Origin of the sequence: Cytophaga aurantiaca DSM 3654 (assembly GCF_000379725.1) — a bacterium.
In the GTDB taxonomy this organism is placed as follows: Bacteria; Bacteroidota; Bacteroidia; order Cytophagales; family Cytophagaceae; genus Cytophaga; species Cytophaga aurantiaca.
The window spans coordinates 18,434-39,323 of record NZ_KB903640.1; the positions used below are offsets into that span (position 1 = coordinate 18,434).

Here is a 20,890-nt window from a genome sequence, read left to right on the forward strand (position 1 = left end):
AACACAAATACAGGTAAATATTTGATAATATACCGCTTATACACATACATTATGATTCCATTGCAGAGCTTCTTATTCGTTTTAGAATATTAATTTATTCCCGATTCATCTACTGCATTGTATTCTTGTTAGAATTGTTAGCAGACATATTATGTAGAATTTATTAAAATGAAATCAAACTTACGAAACGCTATATATTTGAATAATACTATTGAAAATTAGTACTGCCTATCTCTAATACCAAGTTTTTATTCTCTCATCTATTTCATTTAACTCACAATACTTTATGCAGATTCATAGTCTATATATATTAGTAAATTGTATTATATAGTAAATCTTCCAGCAATCAACATAAATAATACTAACATATTTAGTTATTAAATTCATTTTTATGCTGTATATCTACTAATATAATTAGCAAATATACTATGGAACGCTCAATTGTACACATGGATCTGGATTCATTTTTTGTTTCGGTTGAGCTTTTACGCAGGCCTGAACTTAGAGGAAAACCTTTGATCATTGGCGGTTCCAGCGAACGCGGCGTGGTTGCATCTTGCAGCTACGAAGCCCGCAAATTCGGCATACGTTCAGCCATGTCCAGCCAAAAAGCAAAGCAGCTTTGTCCGGATGCCATATTTATCCATGGCGATATGGAAGAATACAGCAAATATTCGAAGATCGTACGACAGATCATCCACGAAAAAGCGCCTGTGTACGAACAGGCATCCATCGATGAATTTTACCTCGATATCACGGGCATGGATCGCTTTTTCGGAATTGTAAAATGGACAACCGAACTGCGTGAAACCATTATAAAAGAATCCGGACTGCCCATTTCATGCGGATTATCAGTCAATAAAGTTGTTTCTAAAATTGCTACGGGCTTATCCAAACCGAATGGCTTTTTATATGTTCCGGCAGGCACCGAAAAAGAATTTCTTGCACCATTACCGATCGAAAAAATTCCGATGGTTGGCAAAAAGACGACAGAGATTTTACACAACGCCGGTATTTTCGATATAGGAACATTAAGCAATACACCTGTGTTAAAGCTTGAACAGCTGCTTGGTAAACACGGCTCCGGCTTGTGGATGCGTGCCAATGGAATCGATCACTCTGCGATCGAACCATACTCCGAACGCAAATCCATTTCTACCGAAACCACTTTTCGCGAAGACAGCAAAGATGTGAACGGCATGCGCATCAACTTATTGAAAATGGTTGAAGAGCTTTGCTTTACACTTCGACAGAAAAAATTTCTCACAGGCTGCCTGACCGTTAAGATCAAGTATTCAAACTTTGAAAAAGAAACCAAACAATGTTCGTTTTCTTATACATCTTCAGATGCGGTGTTGATGGAAAAGATCGGACCGTTGTTTGATTCGCTTTATAACAAACAGAAATACGTACGCCTCATTGGTGTTCGTCTGAGCAATCTGGTACATGGAAACTATCAGGCAAGTCTGTTTGAACAGCCCGAAAAGACACACAATCTGTACGCTGCCATGGATAAGATTCGTGTAAAATACGGACAGGATGCGGTAAAACGGGTGCTTGGAAATAAGAGATCACATTAAAGAATAAGCTATAGTCCAGATTGTTTCGAAACCTCCAAGGATTAAATACAATTGATAATCAAATAACTCTAATTATTGAAATCCTTGGAGGTTTGCCCAAACAAACAATACAAAATTGAATGCTATATTCCATCATAGATATCGAAACCACCGGCGGACATGCTTCGGGCAACCGCATCATCGAAATTGCCATATACAATTTCGACGGAGAAACGATTGTCGATAGTTATCATACACTGATAAATCCGGAGCGCCGCATCCCTCCTTTCATTACTTCACTTACAGGCATCACCGACGAAATGGTTGTTGATGCACCTGTGTTCAGAGATGTTGCGAAAGAAATTCTAAGCTTTACCAAAGACAGTATTTTTGTGGCACATAATGTGAACTTCGATTATACGTTTGTGAAAAAGGAACTAGCAACACTTGACATTCCGTTCAATCGTCCTAAGTTGTGTACCGTGCGCTTGAGCCGTAAAATTTTCCCCGGACTTCCATCCTACAGCCTTGGTAATTTATGCGGCAGTCTGTCTATTAATATACAGGATCGCCACCGCGCTACGGGTGATGCAGCTGCAACAACACAGTTACTTCACAAACTATTACTGAATGATACAGAGAATTTTATAAGCAAATCCCTCAAGTCGAATTCAAGAGAAACCTTGCTGCCCGCACACCTGCCGCGTGAACAGTTTGATGCATTGCCCGACACACCGGGAGTATATTATTTTCACGATGCAAAAGGAAAAATCATTTATGTAGGTAAAGCGATCAACATCAAAAAACGTGTGATCAGTCACTTCTCCGGTAAACAACACAGCATAAAAAGCCAGCAGTTCATGAACACCATTTATGGTGTAAGTTCAGAGATCTGTGGAAGCGAATTGCTTGCACTACTATTGGAATCTGCTGAGATCAAAAAGTACTGGCCTCCGCACAACAGGATTCAGAAATTAAGCGAAAAGAATTACGGCATCTTCCAATACGAAGATTCGGTTGGCTATCAGCGTTTCTCTATCGCTCCTGTAAGCAAACAACTTAAGCCTGTACTTTCTTTCCCAAGCATTGGTGAAGCTCGGGGGTTTTTACTGGAAAAAGTACGGGAGCATGAACTTTGTCACCGCCGCAGTGGATTGCAAACAGCAAATTGTTCAGCAATTATACAATGCTCGGCTTGCAACGGACGGATTTCAATCGGTGCTTACAATGCAAAAATCGAAACAGCGGTGCGTTCATTTGATGACAACAAGCGAACGTATGTGATCAAACAATCCGGACGCTATGTAGGTGAATATGCAGTGATACTTATTGAATCCGGAAAATATCTAGGTTATGGATACGTGTCCGATGATGTTACAGCAACATCAATGGAAGAGTTAAAACCTTTTGTAAACGGCCATGCCGACAATCAGGACATTCAAAAAATACTGGCGATGTATAATCGCAGCACCGCCGTTTATGAGATCAACAACACTACAATACAAACTGAAAGATAGCACGTTGTATAAATCACATTAAAGCCATTCTTCGGTTTACTTTTTTCCTTCTTCTGTATATGCAAGCTTCATAAAATCCATCACTTCAGCATTGATATCTTCTGATAACAGCATGCGAAAATGATGATTGAACTGCTTGTTATCATCGGGTACCTGAGCAATTTTCTGAAAACAGAGATTGTCGTTATAAGGTTGTTTAAAAGGAAATACAACATGAATAAAATTCTTACCCAGTTGTGTAATGTAGGCAACACGTTTGTGGCCGTTACCAATTCCGATCATTGTTTTCGCAGGAAGAATTTCAATCTTGCCAATCGTCTTATAGGTCTGAATGAAATGATCAAACAACATTTGGGTATGTTCTGATTTTCCGCTCAAAAAATCATCTAGTTCTTTACTCATCCATTCAATAATAAAATATATACATTCTAGCTATTTAATAAGAACATACTTATCCCTATGTAGAAACACCTTCAAGGTTTTCAAAACCTTGAAGGTGTCGTTCGTGAACAAAACGTAAAATAAAGCTCTCGCCTACTTCAAAAACTGATTTTCAAACGATTTGATGTTGTTCAAAATAGCATCGATGTTTTTCTTCTTATCAGCATCAGTGCCAATCTTAGCTGCAGCTCTATCTGCGTATTTTTTAGTTTCTTTTAATTCGTTGCGCAATTGAATGCGCAGCGGATCGGTTGACAGATTCGGGAAATAGGTGTTGCTGGCTTTGCGTTGCGCATTGTCATAAGCACTGATCTTACTACCAATCGCTTCCGCCTTTTTAACACTGTACACAGACATATTAAAATTTGCTATGTAGTTTGTTGAATCCAATGCAATTACTTTTTTATAATACGTCTCAGCATTTGCAACATCATTCAGATTGCTGTACTGAGAACCAATATTTAGCAATAGTTGAACATCATTCGGATTCTTCGCGGATAAAGCTTTTAGATTTTCAATCGCTTCCTTCGATTTATTCATCTTAACATACAACTCTGTCTGCTGTGTTTTCAAAGCAACATCGGATGGATATTTCAATACCGCTCTATTCGAACTTGCGAGCGCACTATCCAACAAATTTTTATCCATCAACATTTTGATCTGTATGTAATAGATCGCTTCGCTTGAATAATTTAATGCAACCAGTTTAGCAGCATACTTCTCCAGCAATTCATTATTCTCCAACTCATTGGCTGCATAAAAAGCATATACATACGCTGTAGTATCCGCAGGCTTAATGCTCTGCGCACGCTCAAACTCAACAATAGATGGATTGTATTTTTCTTCCTGATACAAACTTACTCCATTGTTGATCGAGATTGCCCAGATCTGCTCCAACCCTTCTTTGGATTTTTTGCTAAACTCTGCCGCAGGTTTTTCCAGTTCATATACTTTCAAAAAGGCATCTGTAGATTTTTTTAACGCCGCCTCATTCAATGTCTGCCCTTCAGCTGTCGATGCCTGATAAATATCTTTGTAAATAACACCGGTATAATACCAGGTCTTCGGCATAACAATCGTTTTTTCATTGACACATGCTTTATCAATTTCTTCCTTCGCCTTTACCAGATTACCATCGTTGTGGTACAAAATAGCATTGGTTAAGGTAGCAACCTGTGCCTGCAAAGTGAATGAAGCAAGTATAAAAACGAAGGCAAGTAAACGACTCATATCAGTAAAACGGTTATAGGTAATTAATAATCAATGTTATTGGTTATGAGAAATGAACGCTGTTGTTGGTATTCCCGCACGCTTAAATGTTATTTTAATGATCAGAAAACAACGCGGGCTACCAACAACCCATTAATCTCAATAGTTAACTCTGCCTGGATTGTTGGTGATCTGCGCAAATGCGCTTCCTCTACCTGCACATACCTTCAGGCACAAACACCAACAATAGCACCCAAAATAATTCAATTAATATGCCATAATGTTAATGAACTTTAAATTATTAAAATTAAAAACCCAAAATAAATCTATTGATCCGTCTCATAAATGAGACGGCAATGAAAGCCGAGCAGATGTTAAATATAACCATAAACTTAGCATTAATTGCCGTTTGGCTTTAGCCAACGGATTTAAATGGCTAGAATTTACCCTATAAACAACAAAACCACAAACCTACAGTATAGATTTATGGTTTTGCATGTAATTGATTTATTTACAATAGTTTATTTTAATTATTCAGGTGATTCTTCTGTAGAATCTTCCGGACTTTCATCCTCCGCTTCTTCTTCAGCCTCATCTGCAACACCTTCTTCAGCAACAATTACATCGCTCAGATCCGGTTTTGCTAATTCACCTTCCTCGTCGATGATATCGGTGAATTCAAACTTCGCTACCGAAGCAATCGAATCCCCTTCCTGAATCTTAATAAGTCGAACACCTTGCGTTGCTCTACCCATTACTCTCAGATCAGATACCGCCATACGTATCGTGATACCGGATTTATTGATGATCATGATCTGATACTGATCGTTCACACCTAAGATACTTACCAGGTTACCTGTTTTTTCAGAGATGTTAAGCGTCTTCACACCTTTACCACCTCTGTTTGTTACACGGTAATCTTCAATGTCCGAACGTTTTCCGTATCCTTTTTCAGAAACTACCAATAAAGTTGTATCCGGAGAACTGATTGCTACCAAGCCTACAACTACATCTTTATCGTGCGCTAATGTAACCCCTTTCACACCTGCTGCTGTTCTTCCCATTGGACGAACTTTGCTTTCGTTGAAACGAATCGCTCTGCCTGAACGCAATGCGATCACCAATTCATCGCTGCCCGATGTCATTTTTACATCTAACAAACGATCTCCTTCATGGATTGTTATCGCATTGATACCGCCGGTACGTGGTCTTGAATAAGCCTCAAGAGTTGTCTTCTTGATCACACCTTGTTCGGTACACATAACAAGATAATTGTTATTGATATAATCGTCGTCTGTTAATGTTTTCACATTGATGACGGTGCGAACTTTATCACCCGGTTCAATTTGTATAACGTTCTGGATCGCACGACCTTTTGTAGTCTTACCTCCTTCAGGGATTTCATATACTTTCAGCCAGAATACTTTACCGAATTCCGTAAAGAACAGTAAGTAATTATGTGTAGACGCTACGAATAAATGTTCTGTAAAATCAGACTCCTTAGAACCTGCTCCTTTAGAACCAACGCCGCCTCTGCCTTGTGTTCTGTATTCTGTTAATGCAGTACGTTTGATATAACCTTCATGAGAAATAGTAATAACCATTTGCTCTTCCGGAATCATGTCTTCGATATTGATATCATCTGATGCATGAACAATGTCAGATCTACGGGCATCGCCGTAACGTTCTTTCATCTCTGCCAATTCATCTTTGATGATCTGCATACGAAGTTCTTTGCTTCCAAGAATTTCTTTCAAACGATTGATCAAGGCCATGATCTCTTCGTATTCTTTGATGATCTTGTCACGCTCCATGCCTGTAAGACGTTGCAGTCTTAAGTCAAGTACCGCTTTCGCCTGAATCTCAGACATACCAAAGTTCGACATCAAGCCGATACGAGCCGCTTCCGGATCACGGGATTCACGGATTAATTTAATTACTTCATCTAAGTGATCTAAAGCAATTAAATAACCTTGTAAAATATGTGCTCTTTTCTCAGCTTCTTTTAATTCGAATTCTGTACGGCGTGTAACAACCTCGTGACGGTGTTCAACGAAATACATGATCATCTCCTTTAGGTTCAATGTCATCGGGCGACCTTTAACAAGACACACGTTGTTTACACTGAAAGAAGATTGTAACTGAGAATATTTGAATAAGTTGTTTAAGACAACATTTGAGATGGCATCTCTTTTTAGATCGAAAACGATACGCATCCCATCTCTATCCGATTCATCACGGATATCGCTGATGCCTTCAATTTTCTTTTCATTTACCATGGCTGCGATCTTCTCGATCATGGCAGCTTTGTTTACCTGGTATGGAATTTCAGAGATAATGATCTGCTCTTTTCCGGTAGAAGTATGTTCAATGGTTGAACGCGAACGAAGTACGATACGACCTCTTCCCGTTTCAAACGCAGAACGAATTCCCTGATAACCGTAGATGGTAGCACCTGTAGGGAAATCAGGTCCTTTAATATGAACCATCAATTCAGGGATTGTAATATCGTTGTTATCAATAAACGCAACAATACCGTCAATTACTTCAGAGATATTATGAGGTGCCATGTTGGTTGCCATACCTACGGCAATACCAGACGAACCATTTATTAATAAGTTGGGAACTTTTGCAGGCAATACAGACGGCTCTTGTAACGAGTCATCAAAGTTGGGTTGAAAGTCAACTGTATCTTTATTGATATCCGCAAGCATTTCTTCCGCAATACGCTTTAAACGTGCTTCCGTGTAACGCATCGCAGCAGGCGAATCTCCATCGACAGAACCAAAGTTACCTTGTCCGTCTACCATTGGATATCGCAGCGACCATTCCTGAGCCATACGAACCATGGTATCGTATACAGATGAGTCACCATGCGGGTGATACTTACCCAATACTTCACCGACAATTCTGGCAGACTTTTTATGAGCTTTGTTGTAATGCACACCCAAATCTTCCATTCCGTATAACACTCTACGGTGAACAGGCTTTAAACCATCGCGTACATCCGGTAATGCTCTTGAAACAATAACGGACATGGAATAATCGATGTAAGCACCTCTCATTTCATCCTCGATATTGATCGGGATGATGTTTGTGCCTCCTGAAATAGGTTGATCAGACATATATTTTTAAAAGAAATTTATTGCTTGTAATAACGATACAAGATAGTGAAAATCTGCCTGTTTAACGCGTTTAAACAGAGATAAAACAGGCTAAAGTTTTCAACAGGTTGATAAGTATTTTTTGCTTTTTTTCAGGCTATCTATTGCAATCAAAAAAAAGGTTCTTATATTTGCACTCCCTTACGGGTAAAAGCCTCTTTAGCTCAGCTGGTAGAGCAACTGACTTGTAATCAGTAGGTCGTTGGTTCGATCCCGACAAGAGGCTCATAAATTGAAAAACGGTTCGCAATTTGTGAACCGTTTTTTTTTGCTCTTTTTTTGAGAAGTGCTCGCTAGCGCAAGCATTCTCGCTTGTGCTAACATATCCTGCTGGCTCCTCACGTTCACCTACCCACGACTCAACTCGCTGTTGTGCCATCGGCCAACAGCCCAGTGTGCTTTACTTTCTAATAATTTACAATATAACCTTCCGCGCAATAAATTTTCTTAACCGAATTGCTTTCAATAAGTATCTTAAATAATTTATTAATTTCTTTCATAGATAATTCATGAATATTATAATAAGCATAATAAGTTGTTGCTGCAATCGGATTAGAATTATAGGGAGATATCTTAAGGGCTTTTAAAATTACAGCTTTATCATCTACAGAAAGGTTATCTACAGATATTGATCTTTTAAGAGGATCTGGCCCCAGCGTATAAGTGCATAATGGCATTGCCCTTCCTATAAATTCATATTGTTTAAGTTGCTTTAATAAAGTATCAATGAACCCATTGACAGCTCCCTGTTTTTTTTCTACAACCAAAGTATTCAAGTTGACTTGAGGGCCTTCGAATCCTCTTCCCATTCCTGTCCACCATTGACCGGCAAAAACATTTTGATTGTGTTCGCGTACGGTCAATATCTTAGTCTTCCCGCTTTCATCTGTATATGTCCGAAGCACTTTGTCCGAGTATAGATCTAAATTCAAAGAATCAAGAATCCTTACTATCTGATACATATTTTCCGCAGCTTTTCCTCTTAAGGAAATGTAAATCAGATTTTCTTTCAATAGACTACAGGCTGCACAATTAGCCGATTCTTTATTGTATTTTACCAGATAATTCTTTTTATAATTACCGGTTAACGTATCATTCAGATATAAGATTTTCCTTCCCACAGATGACTTCTCTCCAGTCTTCAGAGAGTATGGATATTCCAGCCACTCACCTTGTTTCAAATCATTCTTATATATCCCTTTTTTTTCACTGTAAATGTTTCTACGATTATATACCCATTCAATCCACACACCTTCTTTTTTCCCGTGTAAATAGTTACCCTCTCCTATTTTAATTCCACTATCGTATTCAATCCACTTGTTCTCTCGTAAGCCATTTACAACAAATCCTTCACGAATTTTAGCAAAATCATAATCATATTGAATCCAATATCCATTCTTGACAGAATCACCTTTGACCCAGGTACCATTAAGAATTTCTTTTTCATATAGGTTTTCAAAATGAATCTCTTTTTTCATTTTGTTAAATTCATAATCATCTTTTGAAATATGGCCATAGAGATCCATTGTAACAGTCCATTTTTTCGTTGATGCATTAAATTCATTATTAACAACTACGACCATTTGGGCGTGACTACCATAACCGTAAAATAAAATATGGTTATGTACAGTAATGATTGTATCAGAAGTGTTGTGAGCATGCAACAAAATGGAATTAAAAAAAAGGAAAATTACAGCTGTTGTAAATTTATTAATTACAAAAGATGTAAAGTCAAAAGTAAATTTTAAAAAACGAAGCATAGCTATTTTCTTTAAATTGAATTATTTCCTTTTATTCTTCATTTCTTTTTATTCTTCCTCTTGTCATCAACTCGTATTGCTTCCCAAGAAGGTGGTGTAAGAACCCAGCCGTAATTTCCATATTTATAGAACTGATACAGATAATATTTACCATCAACCCATGTTGTTGATTTTTCAGGAAGTTCTATTTCATAACGACCAGTCATAAATGGTATAGAATCTATATAAAACCAGTTATAATAAATATCTTTAATTACAACCTCCATTGTGTCCTCTTTTCTAACTATATAAATTATATAAGGTGGATTGTTAATTGTATTATCAAGTGCAAGCATAAAAGCATAAACAGAATCCTTTTGCCATGGACAATACTTCCATGCCGATTCAGCTTCAGGGTCTGAAGTATGAACAACATATTGCTCATTATTTTTTTTAATAAGCTTGTTGCCTTCAAACAATCTAAAACGAATAATAGTCGTAATAACACAGCTATCTCCTGGGCTCGGCTGAGCAAATACTTTAACAGGAATAAACAGGATCAAAAAAATAATGGTAAACCTTAAATTTATTGGTATCATTAGTTGTTGTTTTAAAGCCGACTTTATAAAAATATATCAAGATTTCTCTTTGAAGAACATACCATTAATACCATCTTTGAAGAACATACCATTAATACCAAATTAAACGGATAGTAACCCAAAGAGATACATCATTTTACAGCACTTCTTAAAACTTATTAACTAAAACCTAAAACACACGTTTGATATTTCCGAAAACGTTCTTATATTTGCACTCCCTTTACGGGTAAAAGCCTCTTTAGCTCAGCTGGTAGAGCAACTGACTTGTAATCAGTAGGTCGTTGGTTCGATCCCGACAAGAGGCTCTTAAAAATGGTAAACATGAAAATTGTTTACCATTTTTTTTGCCCCCACACCATGATCTTTGGCACAAGCGAATGCTTGCGCCGGCATGCTAGCCCCATCGGGGCGTCATGTTGGTAGAAAGACAACCTCCTCCCACCCAATACGCACGGAGCTCCGTTTAGGAGCGACAATCAAACACAAACAACATACCTTCCCTATGGGACTCGCACGATTTTCTATTTGTATTTCTTTTCTACCAACATTTCATCCCTACGGGATTATGATTACAACAATCATCCAAAGAAACACACTCGATAATATGTAAAGTCCATTTAGGGATTAAATGAAAGGTGTAAAGCTATTTTAGTAATTAGAATAAAATCTGTAACGCTTTTTCTGTATAAAACACTTTGAATAATGTACCAATTATGTATGGTTGAAGTATGAGTCAAGTATGACGATAGTATGAGGTAAGTATGGATATAGTATGAGCATAGTATGAAGTAAGTATGAACACAGTATGAGCATAGTATGACAACTGTATGAACCTAGTACGAGGTATGTATGAGTATAGCATAGTAATACCCTATAATTACCATACCAATAGTATGAGATAAGTATGAACCATAACCTAAGATACGGTTACACTTCTTAAAACTTAAAACCTATTACTTAGAACATCAACCAGCTGCTCCTTGCCGATCCCCTCAGCACATTTAAAATGTCCTTCCGGACACGCCTTATACCCATGCAATCCGCAAGGTCTGCAGCCAAGTTTCTCTGTTGTTTCGATGTTGAATGAGGTGTCGGATAGCGGACCGAAACCAAAGGCTGGAACCGTTGAACAAAAAATCGCTGCTACCGGTGCATTCATGGAAGACGCAATATGCATAGGTGCCGAATCATTCACATAATTCATCGCTGCTTTTTCCATCAAGGCAGCAGACTCTAAAAAAGACAACTTACCTGCAAGAATTTCAATCCGAAGGTTTGTTACAACCTGAGATTTTATCCAGCTGCAGCTTTCCGCATCGCCTGGTGCACCAAGTAAGTAAACAGTATACTCTAAGGGAACCTGATTTAAAAAATCGATCCACTTATGTGCAGGATATTGTTTCGTAAACCACACAGAGTTTGGTGCAGCACAAATGAATGATTTCTGTGTATATACTTCTACCCTTGCGTAGTGTTCTTTCGTTGGGTACAGTTTCGGTTGCCTCTTCAATGTTGAAGCAAACCAGGCAACCAACTGATTGTTGCGATCCACTTCGTGCAGGCCTTTATCCAACTCATGAGGAACTTTCTTTGTAAACAAAAACGAGAATGGATTCTTATTATATCCTACCGTAATTCCTCCGCCCGACAATGCCGTAAGTAAGCCCGTAGCTCCGAAGCGCTGAAGATTTATAACGAGATCATATTTCGAAGCACGGATCGTTTTAAGCAATGCAAACAGATTCTTATACTTGGATTGCTTTTTATCCCAGATCAATACCTGATTTAAAAATGGATGCTGTTGAAAAAGGGATTCATTGCCTTTGCGCACCAATAGATCAATACGTGCTTCTGGTAATGAATTATGAATGGATTCAAGCAAAGCGGTTGCTAAAATAGCATCGCCAATAAATGCCGTTTGTATAACAAGTATTTTATTCAGGTTTACCTGTGCTTTCTGCATAAAGAATAAATGATAACATAAAGATACAGACAATTCGTTAATTATAGCATATCACTCCGGTTACGATTCGGTAAAGTTAGAGCTGTACTTTTACACCAGTCAATCTAGCGCAGGCGTTATCAAAACAATCATTTTATTTTGGTACCACGCCGAAAGTACAATTGTGTAGCCTGTGTTTTTAAACATTTTTTAAATAAAAGCGCCAACCTTGTTGAATCGGGGTTGGCGTACAATTTTCTACAAATCAATCTACAATAATATTATAACCTGCAAGCAAGCGATGCAGATCCTGTGATTGAAACCGTGCTTTCTTTATGTTATTCGCTTCGGGATGAATCAAAAAACTGACGTTTGTTCTAAAATCTACTCCGCTTAAGTTTGTTGTGTTGAACAATGCATCAAGTAAATTGCAATCGGATAATTTACTTTTAGAAAGATCTGCCTGCGTAAAATTCACTCCTTCCATGTTGCATTGCTTAAACGTACTTTTATACAACTTCTTTTTATCAAACGATGCAAAGGAAAGATTGCATTCAACTGCATGGATCTCAAAACCAAAATCACGCGTCTGAGAAAACGACAAACCCAACATCTTGCAGGCATTAAATGTACAGGTCTTCAATGCTGCACCATCCAATGAAGCATTACTTAAGTTGCAATTATCAAAAATGCAATCGATAAATTCGACTCCATTCAATTTTGCATTGGTAAAATCACAGTTTAAAAACAATTGATTATCATATTCACTTTCTTCTAAACGCAAATTCGAATAATCTTTTGAAATAGGTTTCGATTTAATTTTCATGGAGTTTTAAGAAAATATTTTCAAATATAAATTTATTTTTTTTTAATGCGCTTTTTTAGACTATAACCATTTTAATGAATGAGCGTATAATTAAACATATATTTAAAAAGTAAATGGCTTGAGGGTTTGGTGTTTATCTATGCAACTCAAATACTTATAGTTATATCCACAAATTAGATGTACCTTCAAAAACGGAAAATGATGCAATTACCTCATTTTCAGAATAATTTATCCTTAATACGTTAATATGATCATATTTGCTTTCCTTGTTATACACTGGTACGTGTCGCTATTTTTTCAATCTGTTTTTCACCATCGTTATTCCGCTCATGGGATTTTCACGATGTCTAAAACATGGGAAAAAATATTCTATGTAGGCTGTTTCCTAGCTCAAGGTTCATCATATATCAGTGCCAATGCTTATGGAAAACTGCACCGTTTGCATCACGCTCATACAGATACACCGGAAGATCCGCACTCTCCGCAAAACTCTGCCAATGCATTGATGATGATGTGGCAAACACGGAACAACTACATTGATGTATATACAGGCAAGACATTTGTAGATGAACGTTATACTAAAAATTTACCTGATTGGCCTGCTTTTGAAAAATTTGTACACAACTTCTATATGCGCTTTATCTGGATCGCTATATATACGTTATTCTATGTACAATTCGCTACCGAATGGTGGATGTTCTTATTTCTTCCAGTAACTATATTAATGGGTTCAATACAAGGTGTTGCTGTAAATTGGTGGGCACATAAATTTGGTTATGTGAATTGTAAGATGAACAACACATCTAAAAACATATTACCGATTGATGTAATCTTTTGGGGTGAATCCTTTCACAACAATCACCACGCGAACCCACAAAATCCAAACAATTCAATCAAATGGTTTGAATTTGATTCAGGTTATCAAATGATGCGTTTCCTTAATAAGATTCGTGTTATTAAATTAAAACCTTACCAAGTTGTCGCTTAGGACAAATCCCAAATAAAAAACTAATTTCAAACGGCTGAAATAGACACATAAATTGTTCTATTTCAGCCGTTTTTTTTTAATCAAAATAAGTTCTGCCAAGTGGCATACTAGTTTGATCCATTTGGAATTTGTTTTTTGTTATTTGGGATTTGTTTTTTAAAATCGGAACTTGTACGTTCAAAATCTATAATAACAACAACAATGGCATTCACAACAGAAAAAGATACCGTAAGCTATAGTCTTGGTGTAAACATTGCAACAAGTCTTAAAAATCAAGGATTTGAAGATCTAAATTTAGAAGCATTAACTGCTGCATTAACAGATGTATTCGGCAACAAAGCTTTACAGATAGATGAAGAAAAAGGTGGACAAATCTTAAACGCATATTTTCAAGGTATGCAGCAACGTAAGCACGCTAAAAATGTTGAAGAAGGTGCTGCATTCTTAAAAGCAAATGGCGCAAAAGCGGACGTAATTACACTTCCAAGCGGCTTGCAATACAAAGTATTGGTTGAAGGAAACGGAGCCAAACCTAAAGCAACGGATAAAGTAACAACACATTATCATGGTACATTGATCAACGGTACAGTATTCGACAGTTCTGTTGAACGCGGACAGCCTGCTACTTTCCCGGTTAATGGTGTTATTGCCGGCTGGATCGAAGCATTGCAGTTAATGCCTACAGGTTCTAAATGGCAATTATATGTTCCATCTGATTTGGCATATGGCGCTCGTGGTGCTTCTGAATTGATTGGACCGAATACTACATTGATTTTCGATGTGGAATTGATCTCAATCAACTAATTCGATTCATTCCTGAAATTCTAAAAGAGACCTTTAATCGGGTCTCTTTTTTTGTTCTATCTAATTAAAATACAAAGGTTTGAATAAGTCTATTTTATATTCACATCTTTATTAGTGATTTCGTTACTTTTCAGAAAACCGCTTGTATTATAAAGTAAGGGTAAAGAACCATTGCTTTATGATGTTAAAAATACTTTTTACATACAGTCCTGAATTTACTTTTGCTTTTTCCCGCAAATTGATTGGTAAAACAATCATTCATTATTTCTCTTTATTGATTCTTTTTCTACTTGCCTATCCTTCTTTTGCTGAAGGTACAAAAGAACTAATGCCAACCTCAAGCGATTTTGGTTTCATACAAATCAATGATCGCGGAAGAAAATTTGCAACCTACAATGCTCCTGTTTTAAACCGCTTATACATTCACATCTGCAGTCCGGGTGAGATCATTTACTTTGGCTTCAAACAACCCGACAATGACATTTCTTTTCGTTTAAAAGATCCCTCAGGAAACATCATTGTTCCTGCACAGGCATTGCCAACTTCAGGCGCAGGCTACATAGCCAATTACAACCAAGCCGTTGCCGGTCCGCAGCAGATCGTAGGAGCTGCAGGATACAATGCAATGAGTTATGCTTCACTGGTAGACGGTGATTATTATATTGAATTTGATAACCCGGGAAACGCGCAGCGCATCTTTGATTTCTTTGATATTACGGTAGCTTCGGGATCTACAGCTAAAACCGGACGTCTATGGTCGTATTCATGGGATATGAATACCAATGCTACAACCAATCCATTTACAGGAAAAATGTACATACTATCCAAAGACAGTATTGTTACAGCAATTGATTTTAATGGCATGCAGCCCTTTGGTGCAGTGATTACAGCAAACTCTACCGGTCTTTCCAATACAGGAAATGTAATTGCAGACAGAGCAAGTAAGGTTGGTGATTATACATTGCCAGAATATAAAATTTTCCTGAATGATCCAGACCCTGCTTGCTACCCTACAGGAAGCTTCGGTAGTATCATTGCACCAAGTAAGGTTACGGGCTGTGATCCTTTACACCGATGCATAAATATCACGGTTAATAAACCAGGACAAATTGAAATCGTTTTAGACCTGAATGGCACAAGTGGCTATCAACCGAATACCAAAGATCTTTTAATTATAACAAATGTTACAGCCGGAGTAAATTGCATTCCATGGAATAGCAAAGACGGACTGGGTAACGATATTACAAACCTCACCACCATACCGCTTCAGGTGAATTATCTGAATGGTGTAACACACTTACCCCTGTACGATGTGGAAGCAAACCCGGATGGCTACATTGTAGAACTGATTCGTCCCGCAGGTCCAAAGCCTAAGTTATATTGGGACGACGCAGCAATAACTGCAGGAACAGCTTTAGATGCAAAAGTAAATTTAACAGGCTGTACCAGTACTACCGGCTGTCACAAATGGAAGAACAGAGGAAATAATAGCTCTGCAGAAACAATAAACACCTGGTGGTATCCCAATATTGTAACAGATAATTTAACTTTTGATCTTCCGCCTGCAATCGTGGATGCAGATACGCGAAACCTACCAAGCCAATTAAATGACAGTTTGGTTTGTGAACATATTCCTTCCTACCAGCTAAAGGGAAATATTTCAGGTACTAATGGAGGAAGCTGGACCGGTGGTTCCGGCAGCTTCACTCCTTCCCGAAATGTTGTAGATCCGCTGTATGTCCCAACTTTAGCAGAACGAAACGCAGGATCTCTAAAATTATTTCTTTCTTCTTCAGTCGTTCTTGGCGGCTGCCCGAATGCAAAAGATTCTATTCTTATTCGTTTTGAAAAAGCACCGATCATCAATGTGGGTACGGACAGAATTCTATGTTCACGTACTAAAACAATTTCCCTTACGGCAGCACTTACAAATACCACAACAGGAATATGGTCGGGGGCTAATGGAACGTATACAGCAGCAACAAATACTTCCACAACATATACTATATCTCCGGCAGATCTGTCAGCAGGAAATATTAGTCTGATCTTTACATCTACCGGTACACGTTTATGTGCACAGGAAGATGATACCATCAACATCCTGTTTAATAAACCAGCAGAAATAGAAGTCGGTCCGCCGATAGAAATCTGTAAAGGTAAAACGGTTGTATCCCTTGCGGCAACGGGCGACAATACAGCCGGCTTAGCATGGTCTGGCGGATTAGGGACATTTCAAAATCCGAATGCTTTATCAACGAATTACACATTGAATTCAAGTGAAATCAATGCAACTCAGATCAACTTAACATTAACAGCATCTAAAGGAGTTTGTCCGGATTCTTCCGACATATTAAAAATTATCATCAATGCACTACCGATTGCTAATGCAGGAAAGGATTCACTGATCTGCAAAGGAACTTCAATTTCCTTTGCAGGAAACTCCAATGCTGCAACAAACAAATGGTATACTCTTCCTTCGCAGACAGTCGTATCAAATCAGATTGCATATACGGCACAGAATGTAACAGGTGCAAATACATTTGTGTTGGAATCCACAGATGCTAAGCTGTGTAAAAATACAGATACCATTTCTGTAAGTGTGTATGAGCTTCCTGATCTAAATCCAGGCGGTCCATATTGTTTGAGTTCAGGATTAACGCTTCATGCGAATGCATCAAACATACCGCCTGTTTCAGCAACCTATATCTGGAGTCTGACCAATACGGTTCTTCAAAACGATGCGGTTACTTCAGATCTGAATGCTACTTCTTCAGGGATATATACATTAACCTATAAAACTTTAGGATGCAGTAAGGATGTGCTTGTTGTAGTAAACGCCAAGCCTATTTTAACAAGTCCGGATACATTATCATCCTGTGAAGGAAGTTCCATCAACTTATATACTACAGCTGCTACAGGTTCAACATATGCCTGGTTTGATTCAAATAATACGTTTATTCAAAATGGATCAAGTACAAATATTGTTGCACCGCTTTCTTCAAGTAAGTACTTCGTACAGGAAACTGATCTGAATGGATGTGTAAATAAAGATAGCATTGTTGCCATAGGTACACCAATCCCCCATTTCACGATATCGGATGCTGAAATCTGTGTTGATTCTATTGCTGCTTTCGAAGTACTAACAACAAACATCCCTTCAAATTTACTATCACAGCTCGCATACGAATGGAAATATAATTCATCCGTTGTTTCAACCTCAAAGCTGTTTTCAACCAACAATGCTGGTACTTATAGTATAAAAGCTTCATTATATAATTGTTCGGCAAGTGAACAGGTAAATCTTATTGTGCACGATTTACCCACTTCGTCCTTGCCGGAAGAATATATATTTTGTTCAGATAATGGAAATACTATAGCCTTAGATGCAGGAAATGCTTATAAATACCATTGGATCCAAACAAATGAAACCACACAATCCATTTCGGTTGGCACGCCCGGCACCTACGAGGTATTGCTTTATAACTCTTTTTTGTGTAAAATAACAAGAAGAACGTTTGTAAAAGAAGAATGTAAGCCGTCATTATTCCTTTCAAATGCTTTTTCACCAAACGGCGATCATGTAAATGATTTTTATGAAACATTTGATAATCACGTTGGAGCATATTCAATAACAATTTTTAACCGCTGGGGAGAAGTGATCTTTCAATCAACGGATAAAAAAACATTCTGGGATGGATACTATAAAGGTGAAGTAATGCCTGTTGGTGTTTATCCTTACATTATAACATACGAAGGTGATACAGACACTTATAAAGGTCCGTATACATTAGAAGGCAGCGTAACTTTAATAAAGTAAGTATGAAAATATTCATCCTACACATCTGTTTCTTATTGGTTTTTATTTCGTGTAATACTGAAACGTATCGCACCAACAAAGACCATCAGCTAAGTGAGAAGGCAAAAAAATCGCACCACTATTTAGCCAAACAGGCGCATATTTTAACAAGCGAAAATCTGGAGAACAGAGACAAAAATGTTAAAAAAGCGACTAAGAAAAACGCCAAACAGCAGGAAGAATTAAATGAAGCAAATGCCAAAGTAAGCAAAGCAACGAAGAAGAATAAGAAATTTAACGGCGAGTTTAATTTTTATTGATGAAAGCTCTGTTAAAATATCTATTGACCGGCTTGTTGCTTATTGCATCTTTGTATAAAACCTATGCACAGGATTATCAATTTTCTCAATTCTATGCAAACATATTATATCTGAATCCTGCCTTTGCAGGTAGTGCACATAAGAACAGAGTCATTCTGCATCAACGTCTGCAATGGCCAGCCTTAGATGCGAAATATACTTCATCTGCCATCTCTTTTGATCACTACTTCAACAATGCAAACAGCGGCATCGGAATTTTGTATACAAAAGATGTGCAAGGCAGTTCTAATATCAGCACCAACGACATTCAGTTTCAATATTCCTATGAATTGCATTTAACAGAAAAATATTCTTTCCGTGCAGGTTTGCAAGCAGGTTATGTATCACGCAATATCAATTATTCCATATTGACTTTTCCGGATCAATATACCGTAAACGGTCCCACCGGAAGCGGCACTGCAGAGCCTTATGGAAGTGAAAAGAAAAATTATTTAGATCTTTCTTCCGGAGGCGTTTTCTATTCCGAGAAGTTTTGGGTCAGCCTGGCTTACGCACACATGAATAAACCCAATCAATCCTTTTATGGCGATAATAGTCCACTCCCATCCAAATACAGTTTAACAGGAGGTTATAAGTTTTTAATTTCAAGAAATTCATTTGCGAATTCTTTATCAGATAAAGGTAAATCGTATTTAATTCCTACAGCACATTATAAATCTCAGGGCAAGTCAGATCAATTAGATCTAGGGATATATGCAATCTTAAATCATACCATGTTAGGTATGTGGTACAGAGGAATTCCGATTAAAAATTATTCTAAAAAAGTGATCAATAACGAATCTGTTGTTGTGTTGCTTGGTTATAAAATCAAAAACTTTAGTATCGGTTATAGTTACGACTTTACTGTTTCGAAGCTTACAACAGCCAAGACTGGCGGTGCGCACGAACTAAACATTACTTTTTTATTTGGTGATCCAAAGTCGCGTACCAAACCAATGAAAAAAATACCTTGTCCGGATTTCGATTAAGGATTATTTATTATTATTCGCAATACTTTGCTTTCAATTCCAGCACTTCATTTCCATACTGGTTTATATAACCCAATTCAATAGCTTTATTAATATCTTCACAGCCTGCCTTTGTCTTGCCTTCTGCAAACTCGATCAATGCTCTTATCTTATAAGCATAAGAATTTGTTGAAAAGAGTTTTAAGGATTTATTGATGTCAACAGTTGCTCCATTCAGATCCCCCAATTTGTATTTTGAATAGGCTCTGTTGCTATATCCCAAAGGTTCATTCGGATTTATCTCTAGAGATTTATTAAATGCATCCACAGCTAATTGATGCTTATCCATATTTTGATAACAATAACCAATATTCACATAGATGCCTTCATTTAATGAATCCAAACGGATTGCTTTTTTTAAATAAAAAATCGCTTCATCATTTTTGTTTAAATGATTACATATGGGTGCAATGTTAATATAAGAATTCACATTTGTTGAATCCAGCTTTATGGATAAAATCAAATCCTTATAGCCACCTTGATAATCCAATATATTTGCTTTTGTACCACCTCTATTGGATAAGAATACAGCAGCGGTTTTATCATTTTTAGATTTTAAATATCCTTTTGAATAATCGCTGATTGCTTCTTTATACATGCGATTTTTTTCAAGTATATTCCCCCTCAACATATATAACTTTACCGAATCAGGCATACGCTCTATTCCATTGCTAAGAGTAGTGAAGCCTCCTTCATAATCCTTCAATGCAAACTGGTAACCCGTTTTATTTATAATCGCCGTTGAAGAATTTTCTGAACTTAACAACTTGTCTAATACAGCAATCGCTTGCTTGTATTTTCCTTTTACAGCCAGCGCTTCAGCTGATTCAAGTGCTTTGGATGCTGAAGTTTGAGAAAAAGAAGAATGTATACAGAATAAAAAAACAAAGAGAGTGGAATAAAATTTCATTTTCTTAAG

The 20,890-nt window shown here is 37.4% G+C and carries 15 protein-coding genes and 2 tRNA genes; 9 read left to right on the forward strand and 8 right to left on the reverse strand.

Going from position 1 to position 20,890, the window contains the following annotated elements:
* The first annotated feature begins 428 nt into the window (after positions 1–428).
* Positions 429–1,580, forward strand: coding sequence for a DNA polymerase IV (dinB, locus tag A3EE_RS0110835; RefSeq protein ID WP_026209731.1), 1,152 nt, complete (start codon positions 429–431; stop codon positions 1,578–1,580).
* 119 nt (positions 1,581–1,699) lie between these two features.
* Positions 1,700–3,076 carry an exonuclease domain-containing protein gene (locus A3EE_RS21340; protein ID WP_018343468.1) on the forward strand — a complete coding sequence of 459 codons (1,377 nt, stop codon included), beginning with the start codon at positions 1,700–1,702 and terminating at the stop codon, positions 3,074–3,076.
* A gap of 36 nt (positions 3,077–3,112) precedes the next feature.
* Here the strand turns inward: A3EE_RS21340 and A3EE_RS0110845 are convergent, their stop codons facing one another.
* The 3 genes from A3EE_RS0110845 to gyrA all read right to left on the reverse strand — a co-directional run bounded on the left by A3EE_RS0110845 (position 3,113) and on the right by gyrA (position 7,851).
* Positions 3,113–3,478: a DUF5655 domain-containing protein gene (locus tag A3EE_RS0110845; protein ID WP_018343469.1), complete on the reverse strand. Its 366-nt coding sequence runs from the start codon at positions 3,476–3,478 to the stop codon at positions 3,113–3,115.
* A 132-nt stretch (positions 3,479–3,610) separates the two neighbouring features.
* A complete protein-coding gene (locus A3EE_RS0110850) occupies positions 3,611–4,747 on the reverse strand; it encodes a tetratricopeptide repeat protein (RefSeq protein ID WP_018343470.1) in 1,137 nt (378 codons plus the stop codon).
* Positions 4,748–5,256: 509 nt separating this feature from the next.
* Complete coding sequence (gene gyrA / locus A3EE_RS0110855) at positions 5,257–7,851, reverse strand: DNA gyrase subunit A (protein ID WP_018343471.1); 2,595 nt, start codon at positions 7,849–7,851, stop codon at positions 5,257–5,259.
* 192 nt (positions 7,852–8,043) lie between these two features.
* On the opposite strand from gyrA, the gene A3EE_RS0110860 reads away from it, so the two are divergent.
* Positions 8,044–8,116 (forward strand) — tRNA-Thr (locus tag A3EE_RS0110860).
* Positions 8,117–8,297: 181 nt separating this feature from the next.
* Here the strand turns inward: A3EE_RS0110860 and A3EE_RS0110865 are convergent.
* Entirely contained in the window at positions 8,298–9,650 is a 1,353-nt protein-coding gene (locus tag A3EE_RS0110865) for a toxin-antitoxin system YwqK family antitoxin (RefSeq protein ID WP_018343472.1), read from the reverse strand.
* Between the two features lie 38 nt (positions 9,651–9,688).
* The gene (locus A3EE_RS0110870; protein WP_018343473.1) at positions 9,689–10,228 is read right to left on the reverse strand and encodes a hypothetical protein; all 540 of its coding nucleotides are present in this window, start codon (positions 10,226–10,228) and stop codon (positions 9,689–9,691) included.
* A 232-nt stretch (positions 10,229–10,460) separates the two neighbouring features.
* Between A3EE_RS0110870 and A3EE_RS0110875 the strand changes: the two genes are divergently transcribed.
* Positions 10,461–10,533 (forward strand) — tRNA-Thr (locus A3EE_RS0110875).
* A 638-nt stretch (positions 10,534–11,171) separates the two neighbouring features.
* Here the strand turns inward: A3EE_RS0110875 and A3EE_RS0110880 are convergent.
* Complete coding sequence (locus A3EE_RS0110880) at positions 11,172–12,191, reverse strand: glycosyltransferase family 9 protein (RefSeq protein ID WP_018343474.1); 1,020 nt, start codon at positions 12,189–12,191, stop codon at positions 11,172–11,174.
* 244 nt (positions 12,192–12,435) lie between these two features.
* The gene (locus tag A3EE_RS0110885) at positions 12,436–12,996 is read right to left on the reverse strand and encodes a pentapeptide repeat-containing protein (protein ID WP_018343475.1); all 561 of its coding nucleotides are present in this window, start codon (positions 12,994–12,996) and stop codon (positions 12,436–12,438) included.
* Positions 12,997–13,243: 247 nt separating this feature from the next.
* On the opposite strand from A3EE_RS0110885, the gene A3EE_RS0110890 reads away from it, so the two are divergent.
* From A3EE_RS0110890 to A3EE_RS0110910, 5 genes are all read left to right on the forward strand, one after another.
* Positions 13,244–13,984: a fatty acid desaturase gene (locus A3EE_RS0110890; RefSeq protein WP_026209732.1), complete on the forward strand. Its 741-nt coding sequence runs from the start codon at positions 13,244–13,246 to the stop codon at positions 13,982–13,984.
* Positions 13,985–14,185: 201 nt separating this feature from the next.
* Positions 14,186–14,788 carry a BamJ family beta-barrel-assembly machinery protein gene (gene bamJ, locus A3EE_RS0110895; protein WP_018343477.1) on the forward strand — a complete coding sequence of 201 codons (603 nt, stop codon included), beginning with the start codon at positions 14,186–14,188 and terminating at the stop codon, positions 14,786–14,788.
* A gap of 178 nt (positions 14,789–14,966) precedes the next feature.
* Positions 14,967–18,605 carry a gliding motility-associated C-terminal domain-containing protein gene (locus A3EE_RS0110900; RefSeq protein WP_018343478.1) on the forward strand — a complete coding sequence of 1,213 codons (3,639 nt, stop codon included), beginning with the start codon at positions 14,967–14,969 and terminating at the stop codon, positions 18,603–18,605.
* 2 nt (positions 18,606–18,607) lie between these two features.
* A complete protein-coding gene (locus A3EE_RS0110905) occupies positions 18,608–18,904 on the forward strand; it encodes a hypothetical protein (RefSeq protein ID WP_018343479.1) in 297 nt (98 codons plus the stop codon).
* Positions 18,904–19,932 carry a PorP/SprF family type IX secretion system membrane protein gene (locus A3EE_RS0110910; protein WP_018343480.1) on the forward strand — a complete coding sequence of 343 codons (1,029 nt, stop codon included), beginning with the start codon at positions 18,904–18,906 and terminating at the stop codon, positions 19,930–19,932. The genes A3EE_RS0110905 and A3EE_RS0110910 overlap by 1 nt, the downstream gene beginning before the upstream one ends.
* 13 nt (positions 19,933–19,945) lie before the next feature.
* Here the strand turns inward: A3EE_RS0110910 and A3EE_RS0110915 are convergent, their stop codons facing one another.
* Positions 19,946–20,881, reverse strand: coding sequence for a tetratricopeptide repeat protein (locus A3EE_RS0110915; RefSeq protein WP_018343481.1), 936 nt, complete (start codon positions 20,879–20,881; stop codon positions 19,946–19,948).
* Positions 20,882–20,890 lie beyond the last annotated feature (9 nt).